18 protein-coding genes are annotated in these 21,486 nt (G+C 55.6%); all 18 read right to left on the reverse strand.

The window, feature by feature from the left end:
* The gene (gene secA / locus ACMYSP_RS08615; protein WP_434586363.1) at positions 1–2,706 is read right to left on the reverse strand and encodes a preprotein translocase subunit SecA; all 2,706 of its coding nucleotides are present in this window, start codon (positions 2,704–2,706) and stop codon (positions 1–3) included.
* Positions 2,707–2,765: 59 nt separating this feature from the next.
* Positions 2,766–3,260 (reverse strand): secA translation cis-regulator SecM, encoded by a 495-nt coding sequence (secM, locus tag ACMYSP_RS08620; protein WP_434586364.1) that lies wholly within the window; start codon positions 3,258–3,260, stop codon positions 2,766–2,768.
* A gap of 251 nt (positions 3,261–3,511) precedes the next feature.
* A complete protein-coding gene (gene lpxC, locus ACMYSP_RS08625) occupies positions 3,512–4,429 on the reverse strand; it encodes a UDP-3-O-acyl-N-acetylglucosamine deacetylase (RefSeq protein WP_123757493.1) in 918 nt (305 codons plus the stop codon).
* Between the two features lie 100 nt (positions 4,430–4,529).
* Positions 4,530–5,681, reverse strand: a complete 1,152-nt coding sequence (gene ftsZ, locus ACMYSP_RS08630; RefSeq protein ID WP_004857884.1) for a cell division protein FtsZ — start codon at positions 5,679–5,681, stop codon at positions 4,530–4,532.
* A 62-nt stretch (positions 5,682–5,743) separates the two neighbouring features.
* Entirely contained in the window at positions 5,744–7,006 is a 1,263-nt protein-coding gene (ftsA, locus tag ACMYSP_RS08635; protein ID WP_123757494.1) for a cell division protein FtsA, read from the reverse strand.
* Positions 7,003–7,836: a cell division protein FtsQ gene (gene ftsQ / locus ACMYSP_RS08640; protein ID WP_434586365.1), complete on the reverse strand. Its 834-nt coding sequence runs from the start codon at positions 7,834–7,836 to the stop codon at positions 7,003–7,005. The genes ftsA and ftsQ overlap by 4 nt, the downstream gene beginning before the upstream one ends.
* 1 nt (position 7,837) lies before the next feature.
* Positions 7,838–8,758, reverse strand: a complete 921-nt coding sequence (locus tag ACMYSP_RS08645; protein WP_434586366.1) for a D-alanine--D-alanine ligase — start codon at positions 8,756–8,758, stop codon at positions 7,838–7,840.
* Positions 8,751–10,226 carry a UDP-N-acetylmuramate--L-alanine ligase gene (murC, locus tag ACMYSP_RS08650; protein WP_434586367.1) on the reverse strand — a complete coding sequence of 492 codons (1,476 nt, stop codon included), beginning with the start codon at positions 10,224–10,226 and terminating at the stop codon, positions 8,751–8,753. Before murC ends, ACMYSP_RS08645 begins: the two co-directional genes overlap by 8 nt.
* Before the next feature lie 47 nt (positions 10,227–10,273).
* The gene (gene murG, locus ACMYSP_RS08655; RefSeq protein ID WP_434586368.1) at positions 10,274–11,344 is read right to left on the reverse strand and encodes an undecaprenyldiphospho-muramoylpentapeptide beta-N-acetylglucosaminyltransferase; all 1,071 of its coding nucleotides are present in this window, start codon (positions 11,342–11,344) and stop codon (positions 10,274–10,276) included.
* On the reverse strand, positions 11,341–12,600 hold the full coding sequence (ftsW, locus tag ACMYSP_RS08660) for a cell division protein FtsW (RefSeq protein WP_434586369.1): 1,260 nt from the start codon (positions 12,598–12,600) through the stop codon (positions 11,341–11,343). The genes murG and ftsW overlap by 4 nt, the downstream gene beginning before the upstream one ends.
* Positions 12,600–13,916 carry a UDP-N-acetylmuramoyl-L-alanine--D-glutamate ligase gene (gene murD, locus ACMYSP_RS08665; RefSeq protein WP_434586370.1) on the reverse strand — a complete coding sequence of 439 codons (1,317 nt, stop codon included), beginning with the start codon at positions 13,914–13,916 and terminating at the stop codon, positions 12,600–12,602. The genes ftsW and murD overlap by 1 nt, the downstream gene beginning before the upstream one ends.
* Positions 13,917–13,918: 2 nt before the next feature.
* Positions 13,919–15,001, reverse strand: a complete 1,083-nt coding sequence (mraY, locus tag ACMYSP_RS08670; RefSeq protein WP_434586371.1) for a phospho-N-acetylmuramoyl-pentapeptide-transferase — start codon at positions 14,999–15,001, stop codon at positions 13,919–13,921.
* Positions 14,995–16,353, reverse strand: a complete 1,359-nt coding sequence (gene murF, locus ACMYSP_RS08675) for a UDP-N-acetylmuramoyl-tripeptide--D-alanyl-D-alanine ligase (protein WP_434586372.1) — start codon at positions 16,351–16,353, stop codon at positions 14,995–14,997. The genes mraY and murF overlap by 7 nt, the downstream gene beginning before the upstream one ends.
* On the reverse strand, positions 16,350–17,837 hold the full coding sequence (murE, locus tag ACMYSP_RS08680) for a UDP-N-acetylmuramoyl-L-alanyl-D-glutamate--2,6-diaminopimelate ligase (protein WP_434586373.1): 1,488 nt from the start codon (positions 17,835–17,837) through the stop codon (positions 16,350–16,352). Before murE ends, murF begins: the two co-directional genes overlap by 4 nt.
* On the reverse strand, positions 17,824–19,590 hold the full coding sequence (locus tag ACMYSP_RS08685; protein ID WP_123757504.1) for a peptidoglycan glycosyltransferase FtsI: 1,767 nt from the start codon (positions 19,588–19,590) through the stop codon (positions 17,824–17,826). The genes murE and ACMYSP_RS08685 overlap by 14 nt, the downstream gene beginning before the upstream one ends.
* Before the next feature lie 15 nt (positions 19,591–19,605).
* On the reverse strand, positions 19,606–19,971 hold the full coding sequence (gene ftsL / locus ACMYSP_RS08690) for a cell division protein FtsL (protein ID WP_434586374.1): 366 nt from the start codon (positions 19,969–19,971) through the stop codon (positions 19,606–19,608).
* Positions 19,968–20,909 (reverse strand): 16S rRNA (cytosine(1402)-N(4))-methyltransferase RsmH, encoded by a 942-nt coding sequence (gene rsmH, locus ACMYSP_RS08695; protein WP_004857852.1) that lies wholly within the window; start codon positions 20,907–20,909, stop codon positions 19,968–19,970. Before rsmH ends, ftsL begins: the two co-directional genes overlap by 4 nt.
* 1 nt (position 20,910) lies before the next feature.
* Entirely contained in the window at positions 20,911–21,369 is a 459-nt protein-coding gene (gene mraZ, locus ACMYSP_RS08700; protein WP_123757506.1) for a division/cell wall cluster transcriptional repressor MraZ, read from the reverse strand.
* Positions 21,370–21,486: the final 117 nt, after the last annotated feature.

The following is a 21,486-nucleotide window of genomic DNA, read 5'->3' on the forward strand; positions in this document are numbered from 1 at the left end:
TTAGCTCAGACGGCCATGGCACTGTTTATATTTTTTACCAGAACCGCACGGGCAAGGATCGTTACGGCCCACTTTACGGTCGCCGGTTTCCTCAGCCAGCGCGGCGGCGGCGGCAGTGTCGTCATCCTGATGGCTGAGCTGCTGCATCTGCGCCAGGCGTTCTGCTTCCTCACGACGTTGCTGCTCCATCGCTTCCACTTCTTCCGGCATGCGGACCTGAACTTTGCTCAGGGTGCTGATCACTTCATACTTCAGGGATTCCAGCATCGCGGCGAACATGGAGAAGGATTCACGCTTATATTCCTGCTTCGGATCTTTCTGCGCATAGCCACGCAGATGGATCCCCTGACGCAGGTAGTCCATCGCCGCCAGGTGCTCTTTCCACAGGGAGTCCAGGGTCTGCAGCATGACGCCTTTTTCGAAATGACGCATCATTTCGGTGCCAACCACTTCTTCCTTACGCTGATAGGTTTCAACCGCGCTCTGCAGAATACGCTCACGCAGCGTCTCTTCATGCAGTTCCGGCTCTTTATCCAGCCACTCTTTCAGCGGCAGCTCAAGGTCGAAGTCGTTTTTCAGACGTTCCTGCAGGCCTTCAACATCCCACATTTCTTCCAGCGACTGCGGCGGAATATGAGCATCGATGGTCGCTTTGAAAACGTCTTCGCGGATGCTGTTAATGGTTTCACTAACATCGGATACGTCCAGCAGTTCGTTACGCTGGCTATAGATGGCACGACGCTGATCGTTCGCCACGTCATCATATTCCAGCAGCTGCTTACGAATATCAAAGTTGCGGCTTTCCACTTTACGCTGGGCGTTAGCGATGGCTTTGGTGACCCACGGGTGTTCAATCGCTTCGCCCGGTTTCATCCCCAGCTTACGCATCATGCCGGAGACACGGTCGGAGGCAAAGATACGCATCAGGGCATCTTCCATCGACAGGTAGAAGCGGGAAGAACCGGCATCACCCTGACGACCAGAACGGCCACGCAGCTGGTTATCGATACGACGCGATTCATGACGCTCGGTACCGATAATGTGCAAACCACCGGCAGCCAGTACGGCATCGTGACGAATCTGCCAGTCAGCTTTAATCTGCTCGATTTGTTCTGGCGTCGGATCTTCCAGCGCTGCCACTTCGGCCTGCCAGCTGCCGCCGAGCATAATATCGGTACCACGACCAGCCATGTTGGTGGCGATGGTCACCGCTGACGGGTAGCCCGCCTGAGCAACGATATCCGCTTCGCTGGCGTGGAACTTGGCGTTCAGTACGTTGTGTTTGATACCGGCTTTCGTCAGTTCATGTGAAACCACTTCTGATTTTTCAATCGAAATAGTACCCACCAGCACCGGCTGACCAGCAGCAGTACGCTCTTTAATATCTTCGATGATCGCCTGAATTTTTTCCGCTTCGGTCATATAAACCAGATCCGCCATATCTTTACGGATCATCGGACGGTTGGTCGGCACGACCACGGTATCCAGTTTATAGATAGAGCTGAATTCAAAGGCTTCGGTATCCGCAGTACCGGTCATCCCTGCCAGCTTCTCGTACAGACGGAAGTAGTTCTGGAAAGTGATGGAGGCCAGCGTCTGGTTCTCATTCTGGATATCCACACCCTCTTTCGCTTCAACGGCCTGATGCAGACCATCAGACCAGCGACGACCCTGCATCGTACGACCGGTGTGCTCATCGACAATAATGACTTCGCCATCTTTAACGATATAGTCAACGTCGCGGGTGAACAGCACGTGGGCGCGCAGCGCAGCCGTCACATGGTGCATCAGCATAATATTGGACGGTGAATACAGTGATTCTCCTTCGTCCATAATGCCTTCCTGCACCAGTAATTCTTCAATCAGCACCAGACCGCGTTCGGTCAGGTTAACCTGACGCGCTTTCTCATCGACAGAGAAGTGACCTTCACCGGTAAAGGTGTCGGAATCTTCTTTCTCCTGACGCACCAGGTGCGGGATGATCTTGTTAACGCGTTTGTACATTTCTGAGCTGTCTTCCGCCGGACCTGAAATGATCAGCGGAGTACGCGCTTCATCGATGAGAATGGAGTCCACCTCATCCACCAGCGCATAGTGCAGCTTACGCTGTACACGTTCTTCAGGGCTGAACGCCATGTTGTCACGCAGGTAGTCAAAGCCGTATTCGTTGTTAGTACCGTAGGTAATATCTGCACCGTACGCTTCGCGTTTGGCTGGCGCAGGCAGACCGGACATGTTGATGCCGACGGTCATCCCGAGGAACTCGAACAGCGGACGGTTGTTTTCAGCATCACGCTGTGCCAGGTAGTCGTTGACGGTAACCACGTGGACGCCTTTACCCGACAGTGCGTTCAGATACGCCGGCAGGGTTGCGGTCAGGGTTTTACCTTCACCAGTACGCATTTCCGCAATGCAGCGATCGTTCAACACCATACCGCCCAGCAGCTGGACGTCGAAGTGACGCATCCCGAACACACGTTTACTGGCTTCACGTACTACCGCAAAGGCCTCAGGGATCAGGCTCTCAACGCTTTCACCTTTCTCAAGGCGAGCACGGAATTCGACAGTTTTACCTTTCAGCTCGTCATCGGAGAGCTTTTCCATTGCCGGTTCCATGGCGTTGATCACGCCAACGGTTTTGCGCATACGGCGCAGGGTACGATCGTTACGACTACCGAAAACTTTAGTTAATAATTTGATTAGCATAATAAAATCTCAAACGCCCCGCATCGCGGAGTCACAAAAAAGAATAATCCGTTTTTCGTTTAGCTGAGACGTTGAGGCCCTGCGCGTATCCCGGCGACCTGGCTGATCCAGGCCGAGATACTAAAGGCGGAATGGGACGGGTTGTAGGCCAGAAGACGGACGGCAACCGGCGGTTTGCTCTCCTGCGTCAGCAGTGCGCTGAGCGTGTCGAGTAAAGCCAGGTGCTGCGCCTGTAATGGCGAAGATTCTTCCGCAACCGGCAACGCCTGTGGCGCCATGGCAAATGACAGATGGCGAATGACCGTGCGTATTGCATGCTGATGCCAGTAATCGACGGTAAAGTTAGGTCGACGACTGGCTTCCAGCAGCGCCAGCTGGGAGAAGTTAACTTTCGTTGGATTATGGTTACTGGCCGTTGCTTTCGCCGGTGACGCGGTTTCGTGGCTATTGCTAAGCGCCGGCAAGCCGAGACTAGCCGCGACCATCCCCAACAGGAGATGCGGCCAGAAATATCGTCTGCCAAACTGTCGCCAGCGCGTCAGCAATCCACTCACGTACGTTACCTTTAGTTGAAGCAACCCCAGGAAAAAATTTTGCGCCCAAATACTACCATTAATACTGCGCTACGGCAGCATGAATGACAGCTCTGGCAAGTCAAAAGCGCTCAATAAAACAGCGAACGAACAATGAACAGCGCCGAAGAATGACAGCAGTCATAGGAGGGAAAGGCTAAAAAAGAAAAAAGACTGGTCCCCTGGCCGGAGAGGGTACCAGGTTACCAGTCGATTTTACTGAATGGCCAGGCTTACGCCATAACCATTGACGGTGCGCGGAACGCCAGCGGCAGTTCTGCTTCGTCTTCGAAAGTCACATATTCCCAGGCTTCCTGTTTTGCCAGGACGGCCTGCAGCAATTTGTTATTCAACGCGTGACCAGATTTGAACGCCGTGAATGCACCGATGATATTGTGACCACACATAAACAGGTCACCAATCGCATCCAGCATTTTATGGCGGACAAACTCATCTTCGAAGCGTAAACCGTCTTCGTTCAATACGCGATAATCGTCAACAACGATGGCACAATCGAAGCTGCCGCCCAGGCACAGGCCGCGGGACTGCAGATATTCGATATCACGCATAAAACCAAAAGTACGAGCGCGACTAATCTGGCGCATAAATGCATCAGCAGAGAAGTTCATCGCGTAGCGCTGGTTGCTTGCATCAATCGCCGGATGGTTAAAGTCGATGGTAAAGTCCAACGAAAAACCATTGTACGGTTTGAATTCAGCCCATTTGTCGCCATCTTCAACACGCACGGTGTCTTTGATGCGGACAAATTTCTTCGCACAGTTCAGTTCATCGATGCCGGCATCCAGCAACAGATAAACGAACGGCGCAGCACTACCATCCATAATTGGAATTTCCGGCGCATCGACTTCAATCACAATGTTGTCAATGCCCAGGCCCGCCAGTGCGGCATTCAGGTGCTCGACTGTTGAAATCCGCACGTCATGCTCGTTCACCAGGCAAGTACAGAGCATGGTATCCCGCACAGATTTGGCATCAGCCGGAAAATCAACCGGTGGATTCAAGTCGGTGCGACGATAGATGACCCCGGTATTTGCCGGCGCAGGGCGTAACGTCAGGGTGACTTTCTTGCCGGTATGCAAACCGACGCCAGTCGCCTGAACGATACGTTTAAGAGTCCTTTGTTTGATCATCGTATAATCTCGCCAAGTTACCTATCCAACCGAAGTATATTATACATTCGGGAGGGCAGTTTAGCACAAAGAGCGCTGATGCCCAACTTCCAGCCAATTCTTAATCGGCTTGCTTACGCAGGAAAGCTGGAATATCCAGATAATCCGGCTCTTTCGCAGTTTGCGGCGTGTTGTCGTTCACCACTTTTGCGACCGGTTTCTGCTCTTGAGTTAATGGTGCCATACCGTGCTGCTGGTAGCGATCCATCACCGGCTGCTGAACCTGTTTGTTGGTCACCAGGGTGATTTCCGGACGTTTGTCCATGCCGATACCGGTAGCAACAACGGTTACACGCAGTTCGTCGTTCATGTCCGGGTCAAGGGAAGTACCGATAACCACGGTCGCGTTATCCGATGCGAAAGCACGGATCGTGTTACCCACGGTTTCGAACTCATCCAGACGCAGGTCGAAGCCTGCCGTGATGTTGACCAGAACGCCGCGCGCGCCGGACAGGTCGATATCTTCCAGCAGCGGAGAAGAGATCGCCATTTCAGCAGCTTCTTCCGCACGGTCTTCACCGCTTGCGACGCCAGAACCCATCATCGCGTAACCCATCTCTGACATCACCGTGCGCACATCCGCAAAGTCGACGTTCATCAGGCCCGGGCGGGTAATCAGCTCGGCGATACCCTGTACTGCGCCTTTCAACACGTCGTTTGCCGCGCCGAAAGCATCCAGCAGAGAAATACCACGACCGAGCACTTTCAGCAGCTTGTCGTTCGGAATGGTGATCAGTGAGTCCACATGCTTGGACAGCTCAGTGATCCCCTGTTCGGCGAACGCCATGCGTTTTTTGCCTTCAAAGTTAAACGGCTTAGTGACTACCGCAACGGTCAGGATACCCAGATCCTTCGCCACTTCAGCCACAACCGGTGCTGCACCGGTGCCGGTACCACCGCCCATACCTGCGGCGATAAACACCATGTCTGCACCATCAAGAGCAGCACGTAACGCTTCACGGTCTTCGTCAGCCGCATTACGGCCCACTTCCGGGTTAGCGCCCGCACCCAGACCTTTGGTAATACCGCTACCGATCTGGATAGTCTGGCCAACAGCCGTTTTACGCAGTGCCTGCGCGTCGGTGTTCACCGCGAAGAATTCAACACCTTCGATGCGCTCGCGCACCATGTGCTCAACGGCATTGCCGCCGCCGCCACCGACGCCGATGACTTTAATCACCGCGTCGTTGGTCAGTTCCATAGGTTCAAACATAGTTTCTCTCCGTTTTGTGCCTGTCGCCTGAGAACGCTAATTTTCTGCGTTCTCTGAAAAAATTAAAACTCTTTTCGCAGCCAGCTATTAAGTCGCTTAATCCACGAGCCAACTGATGCAGTTACGCGTTTTTCTACTTCTGCTTCACCACTAAGATGAGATTCCTTCCCGTAGTGCAGCAACCCAACCGCCGTCGAATAATACGGCTCCTGGGCATAATCCGTTAATCCGGTAATATTCAGCGGCGCGCCAATACGCACCTGCGTATGGAACACCCGCTGAGCACAGGCAGCAAGACCTTCAATTTGCGCCGCGCCGCCCGTTAATACAATCCCCGCCGCCAGATGGTGTTTCACCCCTTGCTGGCGAAGCTGCTCCTGCAGCTGCAGGATCTCTTCGTTAACCAGATTGAGCAGCTCGGTATAACGCGGCTCAATAACCTCTGCCAGCGTCTGACGCTGCAGGCTGCGCGGCGGACGTCCACCAACGCTCGGCACCTCGACGTTTTCGTCTTTGCCGACGATAGAACCCAGCGCGCAACCGTGGCGAACTTTAATCGCTTCGGCATCGCTCGGCGGCGTACCAAAGGCGTAGGCGATATCGCTGGTCACCACATTGCCCGCATACGGGATCACTTTGGTATGACGCAGCGCACCGCCGGTATACACGGCGATATCCATTGTACCACCGCCGATGTCCACCACGCAGACACCCAGCTCACGTTCATCTTCCGTCAGGACGGAATAACTAGCCGCTAAACCGGCGAAAATGAGTTGGTCTACTTTCAGACCACAACGTTCAACCGCTTTAACAATATTTTTCGCCATATCGTTATGGCAGGTAATCAGATGGACTTTAGCCTGCATACGCACGCCGGACAGACCCACCGGATTTTTAATCCCTTCCTGATAATCGATGGCATATTCCTGCGGAATGACGTGCAGAACACGATGCTCATCGCGTACGCGGACTGATTTCGCGGTATGCACCACGTTTTCAACATCGTCCTGCGTCACTTCTTCTTCTGAGATCGGCACCATACCGATTTCATTTTGACAGCTAATATGTTTACCTGAAAGCGCCAGATACACTGACGAAATCTGGCAATCCGCCATCAGTTCGGCCTGGTCAATGGCGCGCTGTACGCATTTCACCACGGATTCCAGGTCGTTCACTCCGCCTTTATCCATACCACGCGAAGGGCAACTGCCCACGCCAATGATATTGACCACGCCATCGGGCAGAACTTCCCCTACTAAAGCGGCAACCTTTGCGGTGCCAATCTCCAGCCCAACTACCAGTTTTCTGTCCGTCGCCTTGATCATTGTTGTTCTGCCTGTGCCTGATTCTGTTGTTGGTTAGTTTCCTCTACGGGAGCAGGTACCCAGCCCACTGCCGCACCCGAGTCATAACGCAAATCAACATAGCTAATCCGTTTGCCGTCGGTCTGCGCTTGTTGCTGAAGAACCGGGTAGAGTTCCATAAAGCGCTGAAGTCGTTTCATGGTGTCGCCGCGACCAAGGTTGAGCTTAATATCGTTATTCAGCGTCAACTGCCAGGAGCGACGTGCGGTCATCGCCGCGACTTTCAACGTGAATTTATCCTTTGCCAGCACCTGCCCCATGTCGCGATACCCTTGCAACACTTCGTTCTCACTGCCTTCCGGGCCATACAGCATCGGTAAATTCTGCTTATTGGTACGATCCGCTGGGACGCTGAAAGAGTTTCCTTCGACGTCCACCATATGTTGATCATTCCAACGCGCAATCGGCACATATTCAACCAGATGAATCTTCAATTCATCTGGCCACTGCTTTCTAACGCTCGCCTGCTTAATCCACGGCAGACGTTCGATCTGACTCTGGATGATGTTGACATCCTGGGTCATAAAGGTGCCCGGCGAACCTAACGCCAGAATCGCCTGACGAATATCATCATTGCGCGTGTAGTGACGTTCACCGGTAACCACCATTCTGGACAGAGGTAAACGCTGTGCATCTTCCATCCAGCCCAAAACCATCCACCCGCTGACCAATACGGTACTTAGCACCGCTAGCAGGAAGAAAATCCCGGCCAGACGAGTTCCATTACTCCGGCGCAAAGAAGCGTTTTCTTCTTCTTCCTGGTTTCGCGTATTCAGCGCAGCCTGCGACATATCACCCCGCCAGGTCCAAAATACGAACGACAAGTTGCGAGAAGCTCATTCCTGCCTGACGTGCCGCCATCGGCACCAGGCTGTGGCTGGTCATGCCAGGGGAAGTATTCGCTTCCAGCAAATAAAACTGGCCATCGCTGTCCAGCATCACGTCAATGCGTCCCCAACCTTTACAGCCGAGAACATTCCAGGCTTTAAGCACCAGAGCCTGAATTTCTGACTCACGGACGGGATCCTCACAACCAGGGCAGAAATATTGCGTCTCATCAGAGAGATACTTCGCCTCATAATCATAGAAGGTTCCAGCCACCTGGATACGAATTGACGGTAAAATTTCTTCACCGACGATAGCGACGGTAAATTCGGGGCCACTCAGCCATTTTTCAATCAGAACGTCTTCATCATGCTGAAAAGCCAGCGTCAATGCACTCTGTAATGCACAACTTTCGCTCACTTTCGACATGCCGACGCTTGAACCTTCACAAGCCGGTTTAACAATCAATGGCAACCCAAGGGCAGCAATTTGTGCTTCCGTCCCGGCAGAGAGGCCTTTCTCGAACTGCGCGCGCGTCAACGCTACCCACGGTGCGACAGGCAAACCCGCGCCCTGCCACAGCAATTTGCTGCGAACTTTGTCCATGGAAATGGCCGATGCCATCACGCCGCTGCCGGTATAAGGCAGCTGAATCAGTTCCAGCAGCCCTTGCAACGTACCATCTTCACCACCACGCCCATGCAGCGCAATAAACGCTTTCTTAAACCCCATCTGTTTCAGCTGGGTCACATCCACATCACGAGGGTCAACCGGATGGGCGTCCACGCCCGCTTCGCGCAGGCCAGCAAGCACCGCGGTGCCCGAATTCAGTGAAACATCACGCTCAGCAGAGGTGCCGCCAAAAAGAACCGCGATTTTATCAGCCACGCTGCTCCTCCTCCGTTTTTTGCGGCACGAGTTTGATTTCAGCCAGGTGGCGTGCGATTTTTCCTATGTTTCCTGCGCCCTGCACCAGGATCAGGTCATTGCCGGTTAACACTGACGCCAGCATCTCAGCTGCCTGTACCGGATCGGAGAGCAGAATCGGGTCGACTTTACCGCGACCGCGAATGGTACGGCACAGCGAACGGCTGTCGGCTCCCGGAATAGGCGCCTCGCCAGCGGAATAGACATCCAGCATCAGCAGCGCATCAACCTGAGTCAGCACGTTGGCGAAATCATCGTAGAGATCGCGGGTACGCGTGAAACGGTGCGGCTGGAATAACATCACCAGATTTTTATCCGGCCAACCCGCGCGTGCGGCTTTAATCGTGGCATCCACTTCCGTTGGGTGATGACCGTAGTCATCAATTAACATCGCGCTGCCGCTTTTCCCGTTGACCGCAGCCAACGGATACTCGCCGAGGAAATCAAAACGACGACCGGTTCCCTGGAAGCTTTCCAGCGCTCTGAGGATCGCGCTATCGTCAATCCCTTCTTCCGTCGCCACAGCAACCGCAGCGGCTGCGTTCAGCGCGTTATGGCGACCCGGCGCATTCAGCGTCACCTGCAGCGGCTCTTTATCCTGGCGAACCAGGCGGAAATGACCCTGAGCGCCAACCTGACGGTACTCTTCGACGCGCACATCGGCATCGTCGCTGAAACCGTAGGTGGTGACCTGACGACCCACGCGCGGGAGCAGTTCACGAATGACCGGATCGTCCACACACATCACCGCACGTCCGTAGAACGGCAGGTTGTGCAGGAAATTAATAAAGGTCTGCTTCAGGTTCTCAAAGTCGCCATGGTAGGTGTCCATGTGGTCGGCTTCGATGTTGGTCACGATAGCGACCATCGGCTGCAGGTGCAGGAACGACGCATCGCTCTCATCAGCTTCGGCAATCAGGTAGCGGCTGTGGCCGAGACGGGCGTGAACCCCGGCGGCTTTCACCAGCCCACCGTTGACGAAAGTTGGGTCAAGGCCCGCTTCCGCATAAATACTGGAAACCATCGCCGTTGTGGTGGTTTTGCCGTGTGTACCGGCAATGGCGATACCGTGGCGAAAACGCATCAGCTCCGCCAGCATCTCTGCGCGGCGAATAACCGGGATACGCGCTTCATGTGCCGCGACAATTTCCGGGTTTTCCGCGGAAATGGCGCTGGACACCACCACCACACTCGCATCGCGCACGTTTTCCGGGCGATGGTTGAAATAGATCGTGGCGCCAAGTTGCGACAACTGTTGCGTGACCGGATTCGGCGCCAGGTCGGAGCCGCTAATCTGGTAGCCTTCGTTAGCCAAAACTTCGGCAATACCGCCCATACCGGCACCGCCAATGCCAACAAAGTGAATGTGCCGGACGCGACGCATCTCGGGCACTATGGAACGCAGTTTCGCCAGATCTTGTGTATTCATTCTTTACGCCATCTACATCTTTATACGGACGGTGAGATTCACCGCGATTAGCGCGCCAGTGCTACAGCGCTCACTTCTTCTGCTACCCGTTCGGTAGCATCCGGAATCGAGGCTCTACGCGCTCGTTCCGCCATATCCAGCAGCGTTTCCCGATCCCAGCTTGCCAGCGTCTGCACCACGGCATCGACGGTAAACTGAGGTTGTTCGAGAATTTTCGCTGCGCCCGCTTTCTCCAGCGGCAGTGCATTCCAGTACTGCTGACGATCCTTGTGCTGAAATGGCACAAATAACGCCGGTAAACCTGCTGCGGCAATTTCACTCACCGTCAACGCACCGGAACGACACACAACAACATCAGCCCAGGCATACGCTGCAGCCATGTCATCAATAAATTCAGTCACTTTATGCTGTGGCTGCCCGGCATCCGCATAAGCCTGCTGTACCGTTTGCTGAGCACCTTTACCGCTTTGGTGCCAAATGGTCACCGCGCCTTCCAGTTTCCCTGCCACCTGCGGCATGGTTTGATTCAGGACGCGCGCGCCCTGAGAACCACCCACCACTAACACGCGTGTTGGCCCCTGGCGTCCGACCAGGCGCTGCTCAGGTAACGGCAGCGCCAGCACATCAGTACGCACCGGGTTGCCCACAACATCGGCATGCGGGAATGCGCCAGGGAACGCCTGCAGCACTTTCTTTGCAATCTTCGCCAGCCACTTATTGGTCAGGCCAGCAATGCCATTTTGTTCATGCAGCACGACCGGGATACCCAGCGACCACGCTGCCAGACCACCCGGGCCGGAAACGTACCCGCCCATGCCTAACACCACATCCGGCTGAAACCGTTTCATGATTTCCCGCGCCTGACGCCAGGCGTGGTAGATGCGAACGGGTGCCTGTAACTGCGCTTTGAGGCCTTTTCCGCGCAGGCCAGAAATCTGGATGAAATCAATATCAATGCCATGCTTCGGCACTAAATCCGCTTCCATACGATCGGCAGTACCCAGCCAGCGAACCTGCCAGCCCTGGTCCATTAAATGGTGCGCGACCGCAAGCCCCGGGAACACGTGTCCACCGGTACCGCCCGCCATCACCATTAGCCGCTTTTCCTGACCGCTCATCGAACACCCCGTGTAAACGCCTGGGCTTTTTCCAGACGAGTTTCATAATCAATTCGCAACAGCAACATGATGGCCGTTGACATAATCAGCAAGCTGGAGCCACCGTAACTGATCAGCGGCAGCGTCAGACCTTTGGTTGGCAGCATACCTGCCGCCGCCCCGACGTTAACCAGTGCCTGAAAGCTGAACCAGATACCAATGGCACATGCCAGAAAACCGGAGAAGCGATGGTTGATCTCCAGCGCTTTACGCCCAATCGACATGGCGCGAAAGGCGACGAAGAATACCATTAATAGGGCCAGTACCACACCGATATAACCGAGTTCTTCGCCGATAATGGCGAAGATGAAGTCGGTATGAGCTTCCGGTAAATACTCCAGTTTCTGTACCGAGTTACCTAAGCCCTGCCCCCACATTTCACCGCGGCCGAACGCCATCAGCGACTGGGTTAACTGGTAACCGCTGCCGAACGGATCTTCCCACGGGTTCCAGAAGGAGGTCACGCGGCGAATACGATAGGGCTCAGCGAGGATCAGCAGCACCACCGCCGAGATCCCCATGCCGATAATGGCGATGAACTGCCACAGCTTAGCGCCACCGAGAAACAGCATCGCCAGGGTCGTCACGAACAATACCACCACGGTACCGAGGTCCGGCTGCGCCAGCAGCAGAATCGCGAGGACGAAAATCACGCCCATCGGCTTTAAGAAGCCGCGGAGGTTGTTACGGACCTCATCCCCTTTACGCACCAGATAGTTGGCGATGTAGCAAAACAGCGAGAGCTTGGTAAATTCCGCAGGCTGAATACGCAGTGGGCCGAGGGCAATCCAGCGCGAGGCACCGTTTACCGAGCTGCCGACCACCAGTACGATCAGCAGCATCACGATAGAGGCGATGAGCATTGCGGTACTGTGCCGCTGCCAGAACTCCATCGGCAGACGCAGGGTCACCATCGCCAGCCCGAGCGCCAGCAAAATATATAATCCGTCACGCTTGGCGAACAAAAAGGGATCGTTGGCCAGGCGCTGTCCGACTGGCATCGACGCCGAAGTCACCATAATAAAACCGACAGCTGCCAGGCCGAAAGTCAGCCACAACAGCATGCGGTCATACATCACCAGACTATCGTTATCTTTCTGACGCGAGCCCATCACCCAGCCTTTCAGCGCAGCAAACAGCCAGGAGAAGATAAACATCCCCGGCAGGCGCGGCAGTCTCCACTGAGGCATTCTCAGGCGCGGGAGAGATAAACGCATCAGCCTAACTCCTTAGCCAGACGGGCAAAAACGTCGCCACGTTGTTCAAAGCTCTTGAACTGATCGAGGCTGGCACATGCCGGGGATAGCAATACCATATCGCCCGATTTCAGCAGCGGCGCAATCTGACGCATCGCCTCTTCCATCGTTGCAGTCTGGGTTGCCACGTCCGGGCGCAGCGCTGCCAGCTGTTCGCCATCACGACCAAAGCAGTACAGACGGATATGATCTCCCGTCAGATAGCGCGTCAGCGGCGTAAAGTCGGCAGATTTACCGTCGCCACCCAGCAGCAGGTACAGCGTACCGTCGAGATGCAGCCCGTTCAGTGCCGCTTCGGTGCTGCCCACGTTGGTCGCTTTGGAATCGTTGATCCAGCGAACCCCGTTATGATCCAGCACCAGTTGGAAACGGTGCGCCAGGCCGGTAAAGGTGGTCAGCGCCTTGAGGCTGCTGGCACGCGGCAGGCCGGCAGCATCCGCCAGCGCCAGCGCCGCCAGGGCGTTGCTGTAATTGTGCTGGCCGGTGATGTGCATCTCTTTCACGTTGAGCACCTTTTCACCTTTAACCCGCAGCCAGGTTTCGCCCTGCTGACGGTTAAGGTGATAGTCACCGACATCCACACCAAAGCTGACGCAGCGCTCATCGGCGCCACGAACCGGCATCGTCAGTTGGTCATCGGCATTGACGATGCAGGTCTTCGCATTTTCATACACCCGCAGTTTGGCAGCGCGATACTGCTGCAAACCCAGCGGGTAGCGGTCCATATGGTCCTCGGTAACGTTGAGGATCGTCGCCGCAACCGCCCGCAGACTGGAGGTGGTCTCCAGCTGGAAGCTGGAGAGTTCCAGAACATACAGTTCGCGATCTGCATCGAGCAGCATCAGGGCTGGCAGGCCAATATTGCCGCCAACGCCGACGTTCACGCCGGCTGCTTTCGCCATTTCGCCCACCAGGGTCGTCACGGTACTTTTACCGTTAGAGCCGGTAATGGCAATAATCGGCGCCTGCGCTTCACGGCAGAACAGTTCGATATCGCCAACGATCTCCACGCCAGCATCCGCCGCTTCGCTCAACGCAGGATGCGCCAGCGCGATACCAGGGCTTGCCACTATCAGGTCCGCCGCCAGCAGCCAGTCACTGTTCAACCCGCCAACGTAACGTTCAACCGCTTCAGGCAGCTTGTCGAGGCCTGACGGCGTGGCGCGAGTATCCATCACCCGCGGCGTCACGCCGCGCGCCATGAAGAAGTCCACGCAAGATAGCCCGGTCATGCCCAGGCCAATAATGACGACTTTTTTACCCTGATAATCTGCCATGATTAACGTACCTTCAGCGTCGCCAGGCCAATCAGCACCAGCATCAGCGAAATAATCCAGAAGCGCACGATCACGCGCGGTTCCGGCCAGCCTTTCAGTTCATAGTGGTGATGAATCGGCGCCATACGGAAGATGCGCTGACCGCGCAGCTTAAAGGAGCCGACCTGCAGAATGACCGACAGGGTCTCCACAACGAATACGCCACCCATAATCACCAGCAGGAACTCCTGGCGCAGCAGCACGGCGATAATACCCAGCGCGCCGCCCAGTGCCAGCGATCCGACATCGCCCATAAAGACCTGTGCCGGGTAGGTGTTGAACCATAAGAAGCCCAGTCCTGCGCCGACAATCGCCGTACAGACGATAACCAGCTCCCCGGCGTGTCGCAGGTAAGGAATGTGCAGATAGTTGGCAAAGTTCATGTTACCCGTTGCCCATGCCACCAGCGCAAAGCCCGCTGCCACGAATACGGTTGGCATAATCGCCAGACCATCAAGACCATCGGTCAGGTTGACCGCGTTACCGGTGCCGACAATCACGAAGTAGGCCAGCAGGATGTAGAGGATCCCCAGTTGCGGCATGATGTCTTTAAAGAACGGCACAACCAGCTGGGTCGCTGGGGTATCTTTACCAACCATATACAGCGCGAACGCGACGCCCAGCGCAATCACCGACATCCAGAAGTACTTCCAGCGGGCAATCAACCCTTTGGTGTCTTTACGCACCACTTTGCGGTAATCATCAACGAAACCGATGATACCGTAGCCGATGAGGACGGTCAGAACGCACCACACATACGGGTTAGAGGGGTAGGCCCACAGCAGCACCGAAACCACAATTGCGGTGAGGATCATGATCCCCCCCATGGTCGGGGTACCGCGCTTACTAAAGTGAGATTCCGGACCGTCGTTACGTACGACCTGGCCGAAAGAGAGTTTTTGCAGACGGGCGATCATGCGCGGGCCCATCCACAACGAGATGAACAGCGCGGTCAGCAGGCTGACGATGGCGCGAAACGTCAGATAGGAAAAGACGTTAAAGCCGGAATAATATTTGACCAGATGTTCGGCCAGCCATACTAACATGTTCCATTCTCCTGTAATGCGCGTACTACCTCTTCCATGGCGGCACTACGTGAACCCTTCACTAAAATGGTGATGATCTTGTGTTCTGACGTCAGTTCACGCAGACGCGCCACCAGCGATGCTTTATCGCTAAGGTGTTCACCTGCGCCACTGGCGCGACTAATTTCTGCGCTCAGCACGCCGATGCTGAGAACACGGTCAATTCCTGCCGCTTTCGCCGCCTCGCCGACCTGGCGATGGCAGGCTTCACTCTCTGCACCCAGTTCGGCCATATCGCCAACGACCAGTACGCGGTAACCCGGCATCTCGGAGAGCACCTGCACCGCTGCGGTCATTGAACCAACATTGGCGTTATAGGAGTCATCGAGCAGCAGTTGGGTCTCGCTGAGCGAAATCGGGAACAGGCGCCCCGGCACCGCTTTCAGCTGTGCCAGACCGGTTTTCACTGCGCTGAGATCGGCGCCCACCGCCATCGCCAGCGAAGTTGCTGCCAGCGCATTAGCGATATTGTGACGGCCCGGCAACGGCAGCAGAACATCCACGCTCCCCACCGGAGTTTGCAGGGTAAATTCTGTACCGTGGCTGGTGATATGGATATTGGTGGCGGTAAAGTCGCTCTGCGCCGCGTCAGGCGAGAAACGCCAGACCTTGCGTGCGCCGATAACCGCTTGCCAGTTCAGCCAGTCGTTATTGTCGGCATTAAGAATCGCGATGCCGTTTTCAGGCAGACCGGTAAAGATTTCGCCTTTCGCTTTTGCCACACCGGCCAGTGAACCGAAACCTTCGAGGTGCGCAGCGGCCAGGTTGTTGACCAGCGCGGCTTCCGGACGCGTCAGGCTGACGGTCCAGGCAATTTCGCCCTGATGATTAGCGCCTAATTCAATCACCGCATAATCATGTTCTTTAGTCAGACGCAGCAACGTCATCGGGACACCGATGTCGTTATTCAGGTTACCGGCGGTATACAGGGTATTGCCGCACTGGCTCAGGATCGCCGCGGTCATCTCTTTTACCGACGTTTTCCCGGAGGAACCGGTCAGCGCCACGACGCGCGCTGGCACCTGTTGGCGAACCCAGGCAGCCAGTTCACCAAAGGCCAGCCGAGTATCGTTCACGACGACCTGCGGTAAATCGCACGCCAGACGGCGGCTGACCAGCAGCGCACCCGCGCCGGCCTGCTTCGCCTGCTCGGCAAAGTCGTGAGCATCGAAACGTTCGCCCTTCAGCGCCACGAACAGGCAGCCGTTGGTGATTTTACGGGTGTCCGAAGTCACCTCATCGATGGCCAGATCGCCACCATGCAATTCGCCGTGTGTGATGTCGGAGAGTTGGCTTAACGTAAAGCGAATCATGCTACCGCTCCCAGCAGACGGGCCACGGTGACGCGATCGGAGTAGTCAAGGCGACGATTGCCAACAATCTGGTAGTCCTCATGGCCTTTCCCGGCAACCAGGACCACATCACCCTCTTGTGCCTGCATCACGGCGTTGGTCACCGCTTCAGCCCGGCCCTCTTTCACTTTCGCGTGCCCGGCATCAAGCATCCCAGCGAGAATATCGTTGATGATCGCCTGTGGTTCTTCGGTACGCGGGTTGTCATCGGTCACGACGACAATGTCAGCAAACTCTTCGGCAATGGCCCCCATCAGAGGACGTTTGCCTTTGTCACGATCGCCGCCGCAGCCAAAGACGCACCATAGTTTACCGTTGCAGTGCAAACGCGCCGCCTGCAACGCTTTTTCCAGCGCGTCAGGGGTGTGAGCATAATCCACCACTACGGTCGGTTTACCCGGCGCGCTGAACACTTCCATACGCCCACAGACCGGCTGCAAACGAGACGCCGTGTTCAGCAGTTCGTCCAGCGGATAACCCAGCGCCAGCAGCGTTGCCAGCGCCAGCAGCAGGTTGCTGACGTTAAAGGCGCCCATCAGGCGGCTCTCTATTTCGCCCTTGCCCCAGCTGGAATCAAACTGAATTGTCGCTCCGCTGTCGTGATAGCTCACCGCCGTCGCCTTCAGCCAGCGGCCGTGGCAGTTCGGGTTAATGTGATCTTCCATCGACACCGCGACCGCGTCCGGCAGCTTAGCCAGCCAGCGACGGCCCACTTCATCGTCCGCGTTAACAATCGCCTGACCGCAGTGGTGCGTGGAATAAAGCAGCCATTTTGCCGCTTCGTAATGTTCCATATCGCCGTGATAATCGAGGTGATCGCGGCTCAGGTTAGTAAAGACCGAGGCGGCAAACTGCAGCGCCGCTACGCGGTGCTGTACCAGACCGTGAGAAGAGACTTCCATGGCGGCAAACGTTGCCCCCTGCCCTGCGAGGCCGGAAAGCACATGCTGCACATCAACTGCAGACCCGGTGGTGTTTTCCGTCGGAATGACTTTATCCAGAAGGCCGTTGCCGACCGTTCCCATCACCGCGCTGGTATCGCCAAGCAGTTTGGCCCACTGCGCCAGCAGTTGCGTGGTGGTGGTTTTACCGTTGGTCCCGGTGACGCCTACCAGACGCAGCTGAGCCGAAGGCTGATGGTAAAAACGCCCGGCCAGCGCCGATAAGCGCTCATTGAGTTGGCTGAGATAAATGACCGGCACGCCGTGCATTTCACGGATTTCGCCATCTTCAGCCGTATCTTTGGCCTCAGCAATAATGGCAGCAACACCTTGCGCTATCGCCTGCGGGATATAACGACGCCCGTCCGCCTGATGACCCAAAACCGCGATAAAGAGATCGCCGGAAGCAGCCACCCGGCTGTCCAGCGTCATTTCCCGCAGAATTCGCTCCGGCGCATTTGGCACCCACGGAGCGAGAAGGTCGCGCAAATTACGATCTGCCACCTGTTCCCTCGCCTTGATTAATCACAAATTCACTTTTTTCGCCCGTTGCCAGCGCGTCCGGTTCGATGTTCATCGTGCGCAGTACGCCGCCCATGATGGCACCAAAGACCGGCGCGGAAACGGCGCCGCCGTAGTATTTACCCGCCTGCGGATCGTTGATCACCACCACCAACGCAAAGCGCGGGTGGCTGGCGGGCGCAACGCCTGCGGTGTAAGCAATATATTTGTTGATATAGCGGCCATCCGGCCCCACTTTCTTCGCGGTACCGGTTTTGATGGCAATGCGGTAACCTTTGATTGCCGCCTTCACGCCGCCGCCACCGGGCAGCGCCACGCTTTCCATCATATGCACAACGGTACGAACGAGAGGTTCCGGGAACACGCGCTCACCGGGAACCGGCGGATCAACTTTGGTGATCGACAGCGGACGATAGATGCCATAGCTGCCAATCGTTGCGTAGACTCGCGCTAACTGTAACGGCGTTACCATTAGCCCGTAGCCGAAAGAAAAGGTGGCCCTCTCTATGTCAGACCACCGTTGTTTTTGAGGGTATAAGCCACTGCGTTCTCCGACCAACCCCAAATTGGTCGCTTTTCCGAGCCCAAAACGTGAGTAAGTATCTACTAACGCTGAGGACGGCATCGCTAACGCCAGCTTGGAAACACCGACGTTACTCGACTTCTGTAGTACCCCGGTCAGGGTCAATTCACTGTAGCGCGCCACGTCTTTAATCTCGTGGCCGTTAATTCGGTAGGGAATGGTATTCAGCACGGTATTTTCGTTGACAATCCCGCGCTGCAACGCGGTCATCACCACCATCGGCTTGACCGTAGAACCCGGTTCAAACACGTCGGTAATGGCGCGGTTACGCATGATGTCTTTGGCCGTACCGGAGAAATTGTTCGGGTTATATGACGGGCTGTTGGCCATCGCCAGCACTTCACCGGTGCTGACATCCACCAGCACCGCGCTTCCCGATTCCGCTTTGTTAAACGCCACGGCATTGTTCAGTTCGCGGTAGACCAGCGCCTGCAGGCGCTCATCAATGCTTAACGCCAGGTTGTGCGCAGCCTGGCTGTCGGTTGAAGAGATATCTTCAATGACGCGGCCATAGCGATCTTTACGCACGATGCGCTCGCCAGGCTGGCCGGTAAGCCATTTGTCAAAGCTCTTCTCAACGCCTTCAATCCCCTGGCTATCCACGTTAGTGAAGCCAATGAGGTGAGCAGTAACTTCCCCTGACGGGTAGTAACGGCGCGACTCTTCGCGCATATGGATGCCCGGCAGCTTGAGCTTCTTGATGTAATCCGCCATGTCCGGATTGACCTGGCGCGCCAGGTAGATAAAGCGCATCCGCGGATTGGTATTGATACGTGATGCCAGCTGATCCAGCGGCATGTTTAACGCATCAGCCAACGCTTTCCAACGATTATCAATGCTGACACCACCCGCTTCATGCAGCTCTTTCGGGTCAGCCCAGATGGCCTTCACCGGTACGCTCACCGCCAGCGGACGACCGGAGCGGTCAGTAATCAAGCCACGCGCGGTAGAGACCTCCTGCACGCGTAGAGAACGCATGTCGCCCTGACGAACCAGCATGTCCGGGCTGATCACCTGTAGCCAGGCCACACGACCCAGCAGGAAAGTCAGAGCCAGCAGAATACAGCCGCACAGCAACGCAAAACGCCAACTGATAAAGTTGGCCTGTTCTTCCTGACGTTTTGGTTTTAGCGTTTTCGGCGCTGCTTTCATGCGTCGCAATAATCCTTATTTTTGTACAACGATATTTTCTTGTGATGGATCGACGTGTTGCATCTGCAACTTATCCGTCGCGATCCGCTCAACCCGGCTGTGATCGCCGAGCGCGTTCTCTTCGAGGATCAGGTTTCGCCATTCAATATCCAGCGCGTCACGTTCCAGAACTAACTGCTCGCGCTGCGCGGTTAACAGACGGGTATGGTGTGCCGTCGTCACCACGGTAATCGCCGTAATGATGATGCAAATGAACAGACAGAGTGGCAGCTTCCCATACCGCAGAAGATCGTCCCCGATGACGCCAGGCAAGGCATGGCGCTCGTTGCTTCCTAACGATCCTTTAACTTTGCTTAAGGCTTCTGTCACTCTGCCGATCATGCGTTCGTCCTCTCTGCAATACGCAGAACTGAACTACGGGCCCGTGGATTCTCTGCCACCTCTTCTTCGCCCGGCATCAACTTGCCTAGTGCTCGTAACTCACGGCCGCCCAGTTTTTTGAGCTGCTCTTCGGTCATCGGTAACCCTGCCGGAACCTGCGGACCGCGGCTTTGTTCACGCATAAAGCGTTTCACAATACGGTCTTCCAGCGAATGGAAACTGATGATCGACAGCCGCCCGCCTGGGGCCAGCACGCTGAGCGAGCTTTTTAGCGCCTGCTCTATCTCCTCCAGTTCACTGTTCACCCAAATGCGCACCGCCTGGAAGGTACGGGTCGCGGGATGTTTGAATTTGTCCTTCACCGGCGTCGCCGCCGTCACCACTTCCGCCAGCTCTTTGGTGCGGGTCATGGGCTCAATGCGGTTACGCTCAACGATGGCGCGAGCAATTCGCTTGCCGAAACGCTCTTCGCCAAAGGTTTTAATCACCCAGGCGATATCGGCTTCGTCGGCAGTCTGCAGCCATTCAGCGGCTGACTGACCGCGTGTCGGATCCATGCGCATATCCAGCGGGCCATCGCGCATAAACGAGAAGCCGCGTTCCGCATCATCAAGTTGTGGTGAAGAGACGCCAAGATCGAGAAGAATCCCGTCGATCTTGCCAGTTAGTCCGCGCTCACTTACATAGTCAGCCAGCGCAGAGAAAGGTCCATGTACGATGGAAAAGCGGGGATCATCAATGGTCTTCGCCACCGCGATAGCCTGCGGATCGCGATCGATAGCCAGCAGCCGTCCTTCCGCTCCCAGTTGGGAAAGGATCAGACGCGAGTGTCCGCCGCGACCAAAGGTCCCATCGATGTAGATACCATCAGGACGAATATTCAGGCCATTGACGGCTTCATCCAGCAGTACCGTAGTGTGTTTAAAATTTTCCATCATCTTATAGAGACAAATCCTGCAGTCGCTCCGATAGCTCCCCGGTAGCGGACTGCTCAGCGTCGATATCTTCCTTGACCCGTTGATACCAGGTCGTTTCATCCCACAGTTCAAACTTATTGAACTGTCCGACCAGCATCACTTCTTTTGTCAGCCCGGCATGTTGCCGTAACACCGGAGCAATCAACAGACGCCCGGCATTATCCATCTGACATTCGCTGGCATGACCCAACAGCAGACGCTGTACGCGTCGCTCAACGGGATTCATGCTCGATAAACGCGACAATTTTTGCTCGATGATTTCCCATTCAGGCAAGGGATAAAGCAGCAGGCACGGGTGATGAATGTCAATGGTACACACCAGTTGACCGGAAGCGTCTTCGATCAGCCCGTCGCGGTATCGCGTCGGTACGGCCAGACGGCCTTTGCTGTCGAGATTGACTAACGTTGCCCCACGGAACATGCCAGCCTCACCCCTTTTCGCCACTTTAACCCACAAATTCCCACCAGAAGGAGTTTACGGAGCGGAGGAAAAGCTTGTCAAGCCAGCACGAATACCAACGGAGCTCAAAAACCCATT

It is taken from the genome of Klebsiella sp. R390, assembly GCF_051131745.1.
Classification (GTDB): domain Bacteria; phylum Pseudomonadota; class Gammaproteobacteria; order Enterobacterales; family Enterobacteriaceae; genus Klebsiella.

What these genes read in the sequence shown, in the direction of transcription:
- secA (WP_434586363.1), bottom strand. Translation starts at nt 2,706, where the DNA reads ATGCTAATCAAATTATTAACTAAAGTTTTCGGTAGTCGTAACGATCGT.
- lpxC (WP_123757493.1), bottom strand. Translation starts at nt 4,429, where the DNA reads ATGATCAAACAAAGGACTCTTAAACGTATCGTTCAGGCGACTGGCGTC.
- ftsZ (WP_004857884.1), bottom strand. Translation starts at nt 5,681, where the DNA reads ATGTTTGAACCTATGGAACTGACCAACGACGCGGTGATTAAAGTCATC.
- ftsA (WP_123757494.1), bottom strand. Translation starts at nt 7,006, where the DNA reads ATGATCAAGGCGACGGACAGAAAACTGGTAGTTGGGCTGGAGATTGGC.
- ftsQ (WP_434586365.1), bottom strand. Translation starts at nt 7,836, where the DNA reads ATGTCGCAGGCTGCGCTGAATACGCGAAACCAGGAAGAAGAAGAAAAC.
- murC (WP_434586367.1), bottom strand. Translation starts at nt 10,226, where the DNA reads ATGAATACACAAGATCTGGCGAAACTGCGTTCCATAGTGCCCGAGATG.
- murG (WP_434586368.1), bottom strand. Translation starts at nt 11,344, where the DNA reads ATGAGCGGTCAGGAAAAGCGGCTAATGGTGATGGCGGGCGGTACCGGT.
- ftsW (WP_434586369.1), bottom strand. Translation starts at nt 12,600, where the DNA reads ATGCGTTTATCTCTCCCGCGCCTGAGAATGCCTCAGTGGAGACTGCCG.
- murD (WP_434586370.1), bottom strand. Translation starts at nt 13,916, where the DNA reads ATGGCAGATTATCAGGGTAAAAAAGTCGTCATTATTGGCCTGGGCATG.
- mraY (WP_434586371.1), bottom strand. Translation starts at nt 15,001, where the DNA reads ATGTTAGTATGGCTGGCCGAACATCTGGTCAAATATTATTCCGGCTTT.
- murF (WP_434586372.1), bottom strand. Translation starts at nt 16,353, where the DNA reads ATGATTCGCTTTACGTTAAGCCAACTCTCCGACATCACACACGGCGAA.
- ACMYSP_RS08685 (WP_123757504.1), bottom strand. Translation starts at nt 19,590, where the DNA reads ATGAAAGCAGCGCCGAAAACGCTAAAACCAAAACGTCAGGAAGAACAG.
- ftsL (WP_434586374.1), bottom strand. Translation starts at nt 19,971, where the DNA reads ATGATCGGCAGAGTGACAGAAGCCTTAAGCAAAGTTAAAGGATCGTTA.
- rsmH (WP_004857852.1), bottom strand. Translation starts at nt 20,909, where the DNA reads ATGATGGAAAATTTTAAACACACTACGGTACTGCTGGATGAAGCCGTC.
- mraZ (WP_123757506.1), bottom strand. Translation starts at nt 21,369, where the DNA reads ATGTTCCGTGGGGCAACGTTAGTCAATCTCGACAGCAAAGGCCGTCTG.